13 protein-coding genes are annotated in these 12,478 nt (G+C 66.6%); 9 read left to right on the forward strand and 4 right to left on the reverse strand.

Going from position 1 to position 12,478, the window contains the following annotated elements; genetic code table 11:
* Nucleotides 1-2: 2 nt before the first annotated feature.
* Together AC3A4Z_RS04180 and AC3A4Z_RS04185 are read right to left on the reverse strand one after the other, a co-directional pair.
* On the reverse strand, nt 3-803 hold the full coding sequence (locus AC3A4Z_RS04180; protein ID WP_498710296.1) for an ABC transporter permease subunit: 801 nt from the start codon (nt 801-803) through the stop codon (nt 3-5).
* The gene (locus AC3A4Z_RS04185) at nt 800-1,723 is read right to left on the reverse strand and encodes an ABC transporter ATP-binding protein (RefSeq protein ID WP_498710298.1); all 924 of its coding nucleotides are present in this window, start codon (nt 1,721-1,723) and stop codon (nt 800-802) included. The genes AC3A4Z_RS04180 and AC3A4Z_RS04185 overlap by 4 nt, the downstream gene beginning before the upstream one ends.
* A 155-nt stretch (nt 1,724-1,878) precedes the next feature.
* Here AC3A4Z_RS04185 and AC3A4Z_RS04190 point away from each other — a divergent pair, with 155 nt between their 5' ends.
* A complete protein-coding gene (locus tag AC3A4Z_RS04190) occupies nt 1,879-2,301 on the forward strand; it encodes a thioredoxin family protein (RefSeq protein ID WP_050054238.1) in 423 nt (140 codons plus the stop codon).
* A 67-nt stretch (nt 2,302-2,368) separates the two neighbouring features.
* On the opposite strand, the gene AC3A4Z_RS04195 is transcribed toward AC3A4Z_RS04190, so the two are convergent.
* Nucleotides 2,369-2,647 carry a putative quinol monooxygenase gene (locus AC3A4Z_RS04195; RefSeq protein WP_104042608.1) on the reverse strand — a complete coding sequence of 93 codons (279 nt, stop codon included), beginning with the start codon at nt 2,645-2,647 and terminating at the stop codon, nt 2,369-2,371.
* A 113-nt stretch (nt 2,648-2,760) separates the two neighbouring features.
* Between AC3A4Z_RS04195 and AC3A4Z_RS04200 the strand changes: the two genes are divergently transcribed.
* Nucleotides 2,761-4,467 (forward strand): AMP-binding protein, encoded by a 1,707-nt coding sequence (locus tag AC3A4Z_RS04200; RefSeq protein ID WP_498710300.1) that lies wholly within the window; start codon nt 2,761-2,763, stop codon nt 4,465-4,467.
* A 132-nt stretch (nt 4,468-4,599) separates the two neighbouring features.
* Complete coding sequence (locus tag AC3A4Z_RS04205; protein WP_498710301.1) at nt 4,600-5,532, forward strand: hypothetical protein; 933 nt, start codon at nt 4,600-4,602, stop codon at nt 5,530-5,532.
* 84 nt (nt 5,533-5,616) lie between these two features.
* Here the strand turns inward: AC3A4Z_RS04205 and AC3A4Z_RS04210 are convergent, their stop codons facing one another.
* Nucleotides 5,617-6,600 (reverse strand): DNA-3-methyladenine glycosylase family protein, encoded by a 984-nt coding sequence (locus AC3A4Z_RS04210; RefSeq protein ID WP_498710302.1) that lies wholly within the window; start codon nt 6,598-6,600, stop codon nt 5,617-5,619.
* 142 nt (nt 6,601-6,742) lie between these two features.
* Here AC3A4Z_RS04210 and AC3A4Z_RS04215 point away from each other — a divergent pair, with 142 nt between their 5' ends.
* Genes AC3A4Z_RS04215 through AC3A4Z_RS04240 form a run of 6 tightly spaced genes read left to right on the forward strand, consistent with a single transcriptional unit; the run spans nt 6,743 to nt 12,455 of the window.
* Complete coding sequence (locus AC3A4Z_RS04215) at nt 6,743-7,135, forward strand: VOC family protein (protein WP_493970664.1); 393 nt, start codon at nt 6,743-6,745, stop codon at nt 7,133-7,135.
* A gap of 41 nt (nt 7,136-7,176) precedes the next feature.
* A complete protein-coding gene (locus AC3A4Z_RS04220) occupies nt 7,177-8,562 on the forward strand; it encodes a cystathionine beta-synthase (RefSeq protein WP_498710303.1) in 1,386 nt (461 codons plus the stop codon).
* A gap of 22 nt (nt 8,563-8,584) precedes the next feature.
* Nucleotides 8,585-9,748, forward strand: a complete 1,164-nt coding sequence (locus tag AC3A4Z_RS04225; RefSeq protein WP_498710304.1) for a cystathionine gamma-synthase — start codon at nt 8,585-8,587, stop codon at nt 9,746-9,748.
* A gap of 54 nt (nt 9,749-9,802) precedes the next feature.
* On the forward strand, nt 9,803-10,312 hold the full coding sequence (locus AC3A4Z_RS04230) for a winged helix-turn-helix transcriptional regulator (protein ID WP_498710306.1): 510 nt from the start codon (nt 9,803-9,805) through the stop codon (nt 10,310-10,312).
* Nucleotides 10,309-11,661 carry an MFS transporter gene (locus AC3A4Z_RS04235; RefSeq protein WP_498710308.1) on the forward strand — a complete coding sequence of 451 codons (1,353 nt, stop codon included), beginning with the start codon at nt 10,309-10,311 and terminating at the stop codon, nt 11,659-11,661. Before AC3A4Z_RS04230 ends, AC3A4Z_RS04235 begins: the two co-directional genes overlap by 4 nt.
* 23 nt (nt 11,662-11,684) lie before the next feature.
* A complete protein-coding gene (locus AC3A4Z_RS04240) occupies nt 11,685-12,455 on the forward strand; it encodes an SDR family oxidoreductase (protein WP_498710309.1) in 771 nt (256 codons plus the stop codon).
* Nucleotides 12,456-12,478 lie beyond the last annotated feature (23 nt).

Below are 12,478 nucleotides of genomic sequence, written 5' to 3' on the forward strand. Positions count from 1 at the left end.
CCTTAAGCGCCCACATCACGCCGTTCGAGTGCGACGGCGGCCAGCACCACGAGTGCCGCGGCGATACCCCACAGCCAGGCGGCCGCAGCCCAGTCAGCGCCGTTGGCAACGGGGGAGTTGCTGTACGCCCAGTGGTACGGGCTCAGGTCCAGCAGCCACTCCACATCCTTGCTTTGCCGTCCGACGGCGTTGAACACGTACCCGAGTACCCCCACCGCAGCGCCGGCAAAGATGCCATGGATCCTGCGGCCGGTGATGGTGCCCACGCAGAGCGCGGCGGTGCCGCTGAGCAGTGCCAGCCCGGCGAACAGGACGGTGGCGCCGAACAGGTTGCCCGGCTCGATCCCCAGCTGGGAGGGGCCGTTCAGCAAGGACACGAGGACGAAGACCAGGCCCGCCAGGATCAGCACCCGCAGCAACAGTGCCAGGGCCCGTTCCAAGACCACCTGGACGCGCCGCACCCCGTGGGCAAGCGTCAACTCCAGTTGGCCGGACTCCTCGTCCCCGCCGACGGCCGCCGCTCCCCAGGCCACGGATGCGATGGTCATCAGCAGGAAACCGATCAGGCCGTACAGGGTGGCCTGCGTATAGCCGGGGCCGGTGGCGATCTGGTCGTAGTTCAGGGCTTTGGTCATTTCGGCGGGCAGGGCGTTGACCATGTCCTGCATCTGGGCGCTGCCGCCGATGGACGGGTAGAGGGGCAGGTAGAGGAACGCTGCGGCCGCCAGGCCAGCAGCCCAGGCGAGGGTGGACCGCCAGGTATCAAAGAAGGCCCGGCGGAACAGCGGGAGGGCTGTTTTCACTGCCCCTCCTCTGGGTGGGCCGAATACATCTTCAGCACGGCATCCTCCAGATCGGGTTCCTCAAGGACGAGGTCGGTCAGCTGCAGGGATCCCAGGATCCGGACCAGCGGCTGGATGGGGCCTTCCAGCAGGGCGGACAGCGTGACGGTACCGTCGGACTCCAGCACCTCCACCTGCCCGACGCCGGGCACCCCGGTCAGCAGCGCAACGGCGTCGTCCGCTGCTATTCCGGCAGCGGTGATACGGACGCGCCGCACAGCACCTTCGCGGAGGCCGCTCACGGATTCCACGGCGATGATGTGCCCGTCCCGGAGGATGGCCACGGTGTCCGCCGTCTGCTGGACCTCGCTCAGGACGTGGGAACTGAGGAAGATGGTCTGGCCCCGGTGCCGGGCTTCGCGGACCATGGCATGGAATTCCTGTTGGACCAGAGGGTCCAGGCCGCTGGTGGGCTCGTCGAGGACCAGCAGTTCCGGCTGGTGCATAAAGGCCTGCAGCAGGCCGAGCTTCTGTTTGTTGCCCTTGGACAGTTTGCGCGTGTGGCGGTCCAGGTCCAGGCCCAGGCGATCGGCCAGTTCGTTGATCCGGCCAGGCGGAACGGGACCGCTGACCGCTTCATAATGCGCCAGCAGCTTGCGGCCCGTCACCCGGCCCTCGAGGAACAGCTCGCCGGGCAGATAGCCGATGCGGCGCCGCAGCTCCGGCCCGCCTTTCCGGGGATCAACGCCCAGCACCCGCACTTCGCCTGCGGTGGGGCGGATGATGTCCAGGAGGCAGCGCATGGTGGTGGTCTTCCCGGCACCGTTGGGTCCGATCACGCCGAACACCGAGCCGGCTTCCACCGCGAAGTCGATCCCGTGCAGGACCTCGCGTCGGCCGAAACTCTTGGTCAGGGACCGGGCCGAAATTGCGATAGCCATGATCCCTCCTGGACCGCGCATATACAGCTGAACCCCAGAATAGGCGTCCGGGATTGAGCTGTATATGCGCCGGGCAGTCTTATTCCCGATGACGCGGGGAGCGAACAAACCGCCCCGGCCACGACATCCCGGCCGCGCACGCGTACGGTTAAAACATGGCTACCGTTGACATCACTGGTGAACAGTTCGCATCGACTATCGAAGGCAATGACATTGTCCTGGTGGATTTCTGGGCAGAATGGTGCGGCCCCTGCAAACAGTTCGGCCCCACGTACTCCGCCGTCTCCGAGAAGCACCCGGATGTCCTCTTCACCAAGGTGGACACAGAAGCCGAGCAGCAGCTTGCCGCAGAGGCAGGCATCTCGTCCATTCCCACGCTGATGGCCTTCCGCGAAAAGGTGCTGGTGTTCTCACAGCCCGGCGCGCTGAACTCCCAGCAGCTGGAACAGGTTGTGGACGCCGTCAAGGCCCTGGACATGGACGAGGTCCACGCCCATGTGGCCCGCCAGCGGGAAGAAGCAGCGGCTGCCAGCAAATCGGCGGGACCCCAGGACGGCTCCCAGATCCCGGAAGCGTGAGCCTCCCTTAAACTTCGAAGCGGCGCCCTCCACCAGGAGGGCGCCGCTTTCGGGTTAACCGGGGGAGCTAGAGGCGTTCCAGCTTGACGGGCTCGGCCAGCAGTGCGCTGAGGGACTCGTTCAGGTCCTGGACGGCGATGCCCTTGGAGTGCTTGGCCAGATCCTCCTCGGACGCCCACTGTTCGGTCAGGACCAGCTTTTCCTCGGTGGCTTCGGTCAGCTCGTAGCGGATGCAGCCGGGTTCGTTCACCACCTCGTCAATGGCGATTTCCAGGGCCAGCTTTACACGGTAAAACTCGCCGTCGTTGGGGATGAACGTTGCCTGCAGGTCAATGGGAGAACTCATGGATGCCACAATACCGGGCACCGCGTGCCGGCCCGCTCCTGTTGACGCCGGCCACCGGACTGTTGCCCGTCCAGATGCTTTCATTGCCCGGGGCCGCTTGGTAGCGTGCCCTCATGCGCGCTTACACAGCCGGGGACACTGACGTCCCATTGCTCGAGGAGACCATCGGCGGGAACTTCGAAAAGATGGTGGCCAGGTTTCCGCTCCACGACGCACTGATCGAGGCGGCCCCGGTGCCCGGCGCGGACGCGAGGCGGTGGAGCTACACCAAGATGAACGACGATGTCGACCGGCTGGCCCGTGCCCTGCTCGCCCTGGGCGTCGCCAAGGGGGAGCCGGTGGGGATCTGGAGCCCGAACTGCGCCGAGTGGACGCTGCTCCAGTACGCCACGGCAAAGGTGGGCGCGGTCCTGGTGAACGTCAATCCCTCCTACCGCAGCCACGAACTGGAGTTTGTGGTGAAGCAGAACGGCATGCGGATGCTGGTCACGGCGCCCTCGGACCGGAACAGCGACTACGTGGGCATGGCCCGCAAGGCGCTCGCAGGATGCCCGGACCTGCGTGAACTGGTGTTCCTTCCCCTGCCCGGAGGGAAAGCGTCCAGCTGGGAGGGGACTGGCGGGGAAGGGTCCGACGGCGCCGTTCCGCTCAGTGCCGCGGAACTCACCTACGCCGAGCTGCTTCGTGGGGCGGACGCCGTCGGGCATGCCGCACTGAAGGCCCGTATGGCTGAGCTCAGCCCGCACGATCCGATCAACCTGCAGTACACCTCCGGGACCACGGGCTTTCCCAAGGGCGCCACGCTGACCCACCACAACATCCTGAACAACGGCTACTCGATCGGGGAGCTGCTGGGCTACACGGAGCACGACCGGGTGGTGATTCCGGTGCCGTTCTATCACTGCTTCGGCATGGTGATCGGCAACCTGAACGCCCTGAGCCACGGGGCTGCCACCATCATCCCGGGCCGCGGCTTCAACCCGGCCGCGGCGCTGGAAGCGGTGCAGGACTTCGGCGGGACGTCGCTGTACGGGGTGCCCACCATGTTCATCGCCGAACTGGCGTTGCCGGACTTCGCTTCCTACGACCTGTCCACGCTCCGCACTGGCGTGATGGCCGGCTCACTGTGCCCCATCGAGGTGATGAACAGGGTGATCTCGGAGATGAACATGCGCGACGTGGCCATTTGCTACGGGATGACGGAGACCTCGCCGGTGTCCACCATGACCCGCGACGGGGACACCCTGCAGCACCGGACGGAAACCGTGGGACGGACCATGCCGCACCTGGAAAGCAAGATCATCGACCCGGTCTCGGGTGACGTCCTGGAACGCGGCCAGATCGGTGAACTGTGCACCCGCGGCTATGCCGTGATGGAGGGGTACTGGAACCAGCCGGACAAGACCGCCGAGGCCATCGACGCCGACGGCTGGATGCACACCGGTGACCTGGCCCGGATGGACGACGACGGCTACGTGGTCATCGAAGGCCGGATCAAGGACATGGTGATCAGGGGCGGCGAGAATATCTATCCGCGCGAAATCGAGGAGTTCCTCTACACCCACCCGTCCATCCAGGACGTGCAGGTCATCGGGGTGCCGGATACCAAGTACGGGGAGGAACTGATGGCCTGCATCATCCTCAAGCCCGGTGCTGCACCGCTGGACGCGTCCGCCGTTGCCGAGTTCTGCCGCGGGAAGCTGGCGCACTTCAAGATTCCCCGCTACGTCGACGTACGGGAGAGTTTTCCCATGACGGTGTCCGGGAAGGTCCGGAAAGTGGAGATGCGCGAGGAAGCCGTGGCCAGGCTGGGCCTCTGACTGCAACGCGGGGTCAGATCCGGCCCAAAAATAGCGGCATATTGGGCCAAAAATGACCCCGCGTTGGGTGGATAGACCTATACCTGTGGATAACTCCGGAAAAGGCTGCTCCGACGGTGCACACTTGGAGCCATGGTTACCGCCAGACCACTTCCCGAGACTCTCGCCAAGCTGCCTTTTACTATCTACCAGGCACGCGACCTCGGCGTTGCACCGAAGCGTTTGCGCGCCAAGGACCTTGTTGGGGCAGGGCGGCTGATTCGGGCCCATACCGGGCGGGATCTCGAGGTGGCTGAGCGAGCCCGCGTGCTCTGCGCGGCGACCCCGGACGCCTGGGTATCCCACGAGACAGCGGCCATCTTATCCGGGCTGGGACTTCCTCCCTGGCTGGGCAACGACCCGCGTGTCCATCTCAGCAAGCCGCACGGGTTGCCGCGGGTCCGGCGGGCCGGGATCGTCGGTCACCGCGTACATGTGATTTCAGGTGAAGTCACGGAAGTCGATGGAATCAGGGTCAGCGGGCCCGCTCGGACATGGCTCGACCTGGCCCATGAGCTGCCCCTCCGATATCTCGTGGCCATGGGCGACCAACTGATCCGGATTCCTCGCCCTGAACTGGAGTTCCGCAGCGTGCCGCTTGCCTACAAAGAAGGGCTGCGCCTGTTAATTCGGCAGCATCCCAACATGAAGGGAGTGGAAAAGGCGCGCCTCGCCCTTGACGACATGCGGGTAGGGTCTGATTCATTTCCGGAGACATTCCTTCGGCTTGCGATGCTGGACGCGCATCTGCCCGAGCCGGAACTGCAGCTCCGCCTTGATCCCGACAATCCGCGGTCGCCGGCAGCCGACCTTGGGTATCGTAAGTACCGGATCGCTGTGCAGTACGACGGCGAACATCACCGGTCGAGGGAGCAGCAGTCACGCGATAATCGCCGCGATGAATTCTTCATCAACGCCGGCTGGTCCTATTTCAAGCCAAACGCGGACGACCTCGCGGACGGCTTTCTGGATCTCATCTCGAGGATGAAACGAGCACGCCGATCTTCTCAAAACCGGTTTTCCTAAAGAACGCGGGGTCACTTTCGGCCCAAAAACCGCGGTTTTTCGGGCCGAAAGTGACCCCGCGTTGCAGTAATACAGGCAGCAGGGTCAGTGCCGGCGGTGGTCCTGGATGGTCATCCGCGGGCCGAACGTGGGTTTCCGGAAACCCGTGCTCTGGATCATCCGCACCACCCGCTGCCGGTGCCCCTGCCAGGGGGCCAGCAGCCGGAGCATGCCGGCGTCGTCCGTCCGGCGGCCTGTCAGCGCCGCGCCGACGTAGGCGGCCAGGTGGTAGTCGCCCACGGAGATGGAGTCCGGGCAGCCGTGGGTCCGCTGCACCACCTCCGCCGCCGTCCAGATGCCGATGCCCGGGACGGTCTGCATCTTCGCTGCCGCCTCCAGCGCCGGCAGTGCTGCCAGCCGTTCAAGCGCGACGGCGGAACGCAGCGCCCGCATGACCGTGGCCGAACGCTGCGGTCCCACCCCCGCCTTGTGCCATTCCCAGCTGGGGATCTGCGCCCACTGCGCTGCCGTAGGCGGCAGCATCAGTCCCGCGGGCGCCAGCAGCCCTGCCTGCGGGGCCGGTGAGCCGAAGCGGTGCACCAGGTAGCGGTAGGCCCGGCGGGCCTCGATCACGGTCACTTTCTGCTCCAGGATGATCGGCACGAGCTGGTCGATCATCCGTCCGCTGGCGGGAAGCCGGAGGGCCAGGCTCCGCCGCCGCGCTTCCCGGACCATGTGGGGGAGCGTGGCGTGGAAGGCCGCCGCATCAAAGGCGCTCCAGTCGTCATCCGCGCCGAGGAGCCTGGGCACTGAGCCGATGGCGGTGCCTGCTCCCGGGCCCCACCCCTGGACATCCACCCGGAACTCCAGTTCGGCGCTGCCGGCGGGGCTGAGGCGCACGGTGGCCGGCCCGTCCGGCGTCGTAAAGGCATGCCAGATGACGCCGCCCTGGACACTGAAGGACGGATCGCTGTTGCCCCGCAGGAGCGGGCCCAAGGTACGGGCAAGGTCATACGGACCGCCTGGATACCAGCGGAGAGAAGCATCCGCGGCGGCTGCAAGCCGGGCGGGTGCCTCTGCAATGGTCATAAGGCCATCGTCCCACGGCAGGCTGACAATGTGCCCGTCGGGGCAGTACCAGGAGGCCTTAATCCGCGGCGGGCAAACGACTAGACTCCCAGGTGTGGCGCGGGGCGCCCGCGCCTTCCCTTCGCATTCAAAGGAGCATGCAATGGCTGGAGTTGTGCATTTCGAGATCCCCGCCGACGACAAAGAACGCGCCAACGCCTTCTACGAAAGCGCGTTTGGCTGGAACCTGAGCCCCATGCAGGAGATGGATTACACCATCGCCATCACCACGCCCTCGGACGAACAAACAGGGATGCCCAGCGCGCCCGGCGCCATCAACGGTGCCCTGTTCCCGCGCACGGACAACCTCAGGACGCCCATCATCACCATCGACGTGGAGGACATGGACGCCGCCCTCGCCCAGGTGGAATCCGCCGGCGGTTCGGTAGCCCAGGCAAAAGACGCCGTTCCGGGCATGGGTTACTTCGCCTACTTCAAGGACACCGAAGGCAACATCATGGGCCTCTGGCAGACAGATTCTTCGGCCGGGAGTTGACCGACGGGGAATGCACCGGCGAAAGCGGTAGCTTTGTACTCATGAAGTACGCCCAGTCCGTCCTGGACCTCATCGGCAATACCCCGCTCATCAAGCTCAACCACGTGACGGAGGGCATCAAAGCCACAGTCCTGGTGAAACTGGAGTACGTGAACCCGGGCGGATCCATCAAGGACCGCATCGCGGTCCAGATGATCGAGGATGCCGAGCGGGACGGCAAGCTCAAGCCCGGCGGCACCATCATCGAGCCCACCTCCGGCAACACCGGCGTGGGCCTGGCGCTCGTCGCACAGCAAAAGGGCTACAAATGCATCTTTGTGGTGCCGGACAAGGTGGGCGAGGACAAACGGGCCGTCCTGCAGGCCTACGGCGCCGAAGTGGTGGTGACGCCCACCGCCGTGCCGCCGGACAGTCCGCAGAGCTACTACGGCGTCTCCGACCGGCTGGTGCGCGAAACGCCCGGCTCATACAAACCTGACCAGTTCTCCAACCCCGCGGCACCGGGCAGCCACTACCAGAGCACCGGCCCGGAGATCTGGCGGGATACCGACGGCAGGGTCACCCACTGCGTGATCGGCGCCGGCACCGGCGGCACCATCACCGGCACCGGCCGCTACCTTAAGGAGGTCTCGGCCGGCAGGACGGAGGCCGACGGCGGGGTGGTCCGGATCATCGGCGCCGATCCCGCAGGTTCGGTCTACTCCGGCGGCACCGGACGCCCGTACTTCGTGGAGGGCGTGGGGGAGGACATGTGGCCGGCGAACTACGACAAGTCCGTCCCGGACCAGGTGATCGCCGTCAGCGACGCCGATTCCTTCGCCATGACCCGCCGCCTCGCCCGTGAGGAGGGCCTGCTGGTGGGCGGGTCCTCAGGGATGGCTGTAGTAGCCGCGCTGCAGGCGGCGCGGGACCTCCCGGAGAGCGCCGTCGTCGTCGTGATCCTGCCCGACTCCGGCCGCGGCTACCTGGCCAAAATCTTCAACGACCAGTGGATGCGCTCCTACGGTTTCCTCTCCGGCGGCGAGGAAACCTCGGTGGGTGAAGTCATCAAGTCCAAGAACGGCGAACTGCCGGACCTGGTGCACATCCACCCCAACGAATCAGTCCGCGACGTCATCAACATCATGAACGAGTTCGGCGTCAGCCACATCCCGGTCCTGTCCCAGGAGCCCCCGGTGGTCATGGGCGAGGTACTGGGTGCGGTGGATGAGCGCAGCCTCACGGCCAAGCTGTTCCGCGGGGAGGCCAGGCTGACGGACAAAATCGCCGAGCACATGGGGCCCAAGCTGCCCGTCATCGGTTCCCTCGAAACCATTTCGGCGGCCCGGGAACTGCTCTCGGACGTGGATACGGTGATGGTCACGTTCGTTGGTGCCCCGGTGGGCATTCTCACCCGGCACGACCTCCTGGCCTACCTCAGCAACTGACCTGCACCCCATAAGGAGCATCATGTCCCTCCCGGAAAACCAAGGTTTCAACACCCGCGCCGTCCACGCCGGCCAGCCCTTCGAGCCGCGCACCGGTGCCGTGGTTCCGCCGCTGCACTTCAGCTCCACCTACGCCCAGGACGGCATCGGCGGCCTCCGCGACGGCTACGAATACGGCCGGGGCGGCAACCCCACGCGGGACGCCCTGCAGGAACAGCTCGCCGCGCTGGAAGGCGGAACCCACGCCTACAGCTTCAGCTCCGGACTGGCGGCCGAGGATTCGCTCATCCGGGCCCTCACACGCCCCGGCGACCACATCGTGCTCGGCAACGACGCCTACGGCGGCACCTACCGGCTCATCAGCCGGGTACTCGGCGGCTGGGGGATCGGCAACACCCCGGTGGACATGGCCAACCTCGACGCCGTCCGGCAGGCCGTCGCCGCCAACAAAACCCGCTTCGTGTGGGTGGAGACGCCGTCCAACCCGCTGATGAAGATCACCGACATCGCCGCGCTCGCAGAGATAGCGCACGACGCCGGCGCCCTCCTGGTCGTGGACAACACCTTTGCGTCGCCCTACCTGCAGACTCCGCTCGCCCTGGGTGCCGACGTGGTGGTCCACTCCACCACCAAATACATTGGCGGGCACTCGGACGTGGTGGGCGGCGCCGTGGTGGTCCAGGACGCGGAACTGGCGGAGAAGATCGGCTTTGTGCAGTTCGCCGTGGGCGCCGTATCAGGTCCCATGGATGCCTTCCTCACCACCCGCGGCCTGAAGACGCTGGGCGTCCGGATGGACCGGCACAGTCTCAACGGTCAAGCCGTGGCGGAATGGCTGCTGGAGCGTCCCGAAGTGGAGGCCGTCCTGTACCCGGGGTTGCCGTCGCACCCCGGCCACGAGCTCGCGAAGAAGCAGATGCGCAGCTTCGGCGGCATGGTGTCGGTGCAGTTCAAGGGCGGCGAAGCGGCGGCCCGGAAGGTGGCCGAATCAACGTCGGTATTCACCCTGGCCGAGTCACTGGGCGGTATCGAATCGCTGATGAACTACCCGTCCGAGATGACCCACGCATCGGTCAAGGGCACCGAGCTCGCTGTCCCGGTGAACCTGCTGCGGCTGTCCTGCGGTATCGAGGACGTGGAGGACCTGGTTGCGGACCTCGAGCAGGCGTTCTCGTCCATCCCCTAGGCACCGTCCGGCGGGAGGCTGGCTTTCTTCAAGAAAGTTAGATACGTTGCCAGTATGGCACTCCGATCCGACTGGTCCCGCCGCAACTGCAGCATGGCCCGCGGCCTCGATATCCTTGGCGACCCCTGGACCATCCTGGTACTCCGGGAAGTGTTCTTCGGGAACGGGCGCTTCGATGCGATGAAGTCCCGGCTTGAGGTGGCAGACTCCGTGCTCACCAAACGCCTCGCCGGCCTCGTGGACTCGGGGCTGCTGACCAAAAGCGCGTACGACGACGGCGGCCGCGCCCGGAGCGAGTACATCCTCACGGAGAAGGGCGAGGACGCCCTCCCGGTGCTGAATGCGGTCACCATCTGGGCCGAGAAGCATCTCCCGGCTCCGTCCGAGCAGGCCCACATGTACGTCATCCATACAGGCTGCGGGCAGCGCACCAGCTCCGCCGATACCTGCACCGGGTGCGGTGAGCAGCTGACCGCGGCCAACACCAGCTGGCACAGCCAGACAAGAACACCCTCGCCGGTGGAACTCGCCACCGCCGCATCCCCGAAGGGAACAGCCGCGTGAGCGACGACAAACCCCTCAACGCAGCTTCCGCCGTCGTCCATCCGCCTGAAACCCCGCAGCGGCGCCGGCGACTGCACCCGGCCTGGATCGTTGCCGCCGTCGCCTTCCTGGCGCTGGTGGGGGCTGCCGGTTTCCGGGCCGCCCCGGGCGTGCTGATGGTTCCGCTGCAGCAGGAGTTCGGCTGGTCCACCACCGTGCTGTCCGCGGCCGTCAGCATCAACCTGGTCCTCTTCGGACTGACGGCGCCGTTCGCCGCGGCGCTGATGGAACGGTTCGGCATCCGGGCCGTGACGGCAACGGCCCTGGTGCTGATCGGTGCCGGCAGCGCCCTGACCGTGCTGGTGAACCAGTCGTGGCAGATCCTGCTGACCTGGGGCCTGCTGATCGGGCTCGGGACGGGTTCCATGGCTCTGGTGTTCGCGGCCACCATCGCCAACACCTGGTTCGTCAAAAACCGCGGGCTGGTGATCGGCATCCTCACCGCAGGAAGCGCCGCCGGCCAGCTGGTCTTCCTCCCGTTCATCGCCGTCCTCGCCCAGGATCCGGGCTGGCGGCAGGCCTCGCTGCTCATCGCGGCAGGCGCACTTGCGGTGGTTCCGCTAGTGCTGAAATTCCTCAAGAACTCCCCGGCCGACGCCGGCGCGCTGCCGTACGGCGCGGAAGAACCGGAGGCCGGAACCCTTGTCCAGGCATCGCCCGCGGACAGCGGTCCCCGCGCCAACGCCGCGGTGCGCGCGCTGCAGGCGCTGAAGCGGGCCAGCAAGGTCCGCACCTTCTGGGCCCTGGTGGCGGGCTTCGCGATCTGCGGAGCCACCACCAATGGGCTGATCGGCACCCACTTCATCCCCTCCGCCCACGACCACGGCATGCCTGAAACCACCGCCGCTGGGCTGCTCGCCGTCGTCGGGATCTTTGACATCGTGGGAACCATCGCCTCGGGCTGGCTCACCGACCGGTTCAACCCGCGCATCCTGCTGGCCGTCTACTACCAGTTCCGGGGCATCGGCCTGCTGGTGCTGCCGCTGCTCCTGAGCGCCGAGGTGCAGCCCAGCATGATCGTCTTTGTGGTCATCTACGGCCTGGACTGGGTGGCCACCGTCCCGCCTACTGCCGCCATCTGCCGGGAAACCTTCGGCGCGGACGGCAGCGTGGTGTTCGGCTGGGTGTTCGCCGCCCACCAGCTTGGAGCCGCCGCAGCGGCCCTGGCCGCCGGCGCCATCCGGGACTCCACCGGCCAGTACACCTACGCCTGGTTCGGGGCCGCGGCCATGTGCACCATCGCCGCCGTCATCAGCGCCACGATCCGCAAGCATGCCGCCCCGCGGGAAGAGCCCGTTCCGGTGGCCTGACACCACGCCATTAGGCTGGTGCCATGGAACCCCTTTTGCCCGGCGCTGCCCGCACCACTGCCTTGATCACGGGTGCCGGAAGGCTGGCTGGCATCGGCGCCGGGATCGCCCGGCAGCTGGCGGCCGAAGGCTGGGACCTGGTCCTGGCCTACTGGCAGGACTACGATGCCAGGATGCCGTGGGGGAGCGAGCCGGACGACGTCGTGCGCCTGACCGCCGAGCTGGAGGCAATCGGCGCCCGGGTGCATACCCTGCCCGCGGACCTGGAGGATCCGGCCGCCGCGGAGCAGTTGCTCGCCGAAGCCGTCCGGCTGGCCGGGCCGCTGCAGGGCCTGGTGCTCAGCCACGCCGAGTCCGTTGATTCGGGAATCCTGGACACGAGCCTGGAATCCTTCGATCGCCACTTTGCCGTTAATACGCGTGCCAGTTGGCAGCTGATTGCCGCCTTTGCCCGGCAGGCAACGCACGACGGCGGCGCGATCGTTGCGCTGACCAGTGACCACACAGCGTTCAACCTTCCCTATGGCGCCTCGAAGGGCGCACTGGACAGGATTGTCATCGCTGCCGCGCGGGAGCTGGGGCCGTTGGGAATCTCGGCCAACGTCCTGAACCCCGGGCCGGTGGACACAGGGTGGATGGATGACGAGGTCCGGCAGGCCGTCGTCGAACGCCAGCCCACCGGCCGCCTGGGTACCCCGGCCGACGTCGCCGGTACCGTTGCGTTCCTGCTCTCACCCGCCGGCCGCTGGGTCTCCGGGCAGCTGATCAAGGCCGACGGCGGCTTCTCGGCCTGACATCTGCACGTAGGCAACAGGAG

Source organism: Arthrobacter sp. Soil_C_49, assembly GCF_057656635.1.

Bases quoted from the DNA above. Each gene is read 5' to 3' on its own strand.
- AC3A4Z_RS04185 (WP_498710298.1), bottom strand. From the start codon at position 1,723: ATGGCTATCGCAATTTCGGCCCGGTCCCTGACCAAGAGTTTCGGCCGA.
- AC3A4Z_RS04190 (WP_050054238.1), top strand. From the start codon at position 1,879: ATGGCTACCGTTGACATCACTGGTGAACAGTTCGCATCGACTATCGAA.
- AC3A4Z_RS04195 (WP_104042608.1), bottom strand. From the start codon at position 2,647: ATGAGTTCTCCCATTGACCTGCAGGCAACGTTCATCCCCAACGACGGC.
- AC3A4Z_RS04200 (WP_498710300.1), top strand. From the start codon at position 2,761: ATGCGCGCTTACACAGCCGGGGACACTGACGTCCCATTGCTCGAGGAG.
- AC3A4Z_RS04205 (WP_498710301.1), top strand. From the start codon at position 4,600: ATGGTTACCGCCAGACCACTTCCCGAGACTCTCGCCAAGCTGCCTTTT.
- AC3A4Z_RS04210 (WP_498710302.1), bottom strand. From the start codon at position 6,600: ATGACCATTGCAGAGGCACCCGCCCGGCTTGCAGCCGCCGCGGATGCT.
- AC3A4Z_RS04215 (WP_493970664.1), top strand. From the start codon at position 6,743: ATGGCTGGAGTTGTGCATTTCGAGATCCCCGCCGACGACAAAGAACGC.
- AC3A4Z_RS04220 (WP_498710303.1), top strand. From the start codon at position 7,177: ATGAAGTACGCCCAGTCCGTCCTGGACCTCATCGGCAATACCCCGCTC.
- AC3A4Z_RS04225 (WP_498710304.1), top strand. From the start codon at position 8,585: ATGTCCCTCCCGGAAAACCAAGGTTTCAACACCCGCGCCGTCCACGCC.
- AC3A4Z_RS04230 (WP_498710306.1), top strand. From the start codon at position 9,803: ATGGCACTCCGATCCGACTGGTCCCGCCGCAACTGCAGCATGGCCCGC.
- AC3A4Z_RS04240 (WP_498710309.1), top strand. From the start codon at position 11,685: ATGGAACCCCTTTTGCCCGGCGCTGCCCGCACCACTGCCTTGATCACG.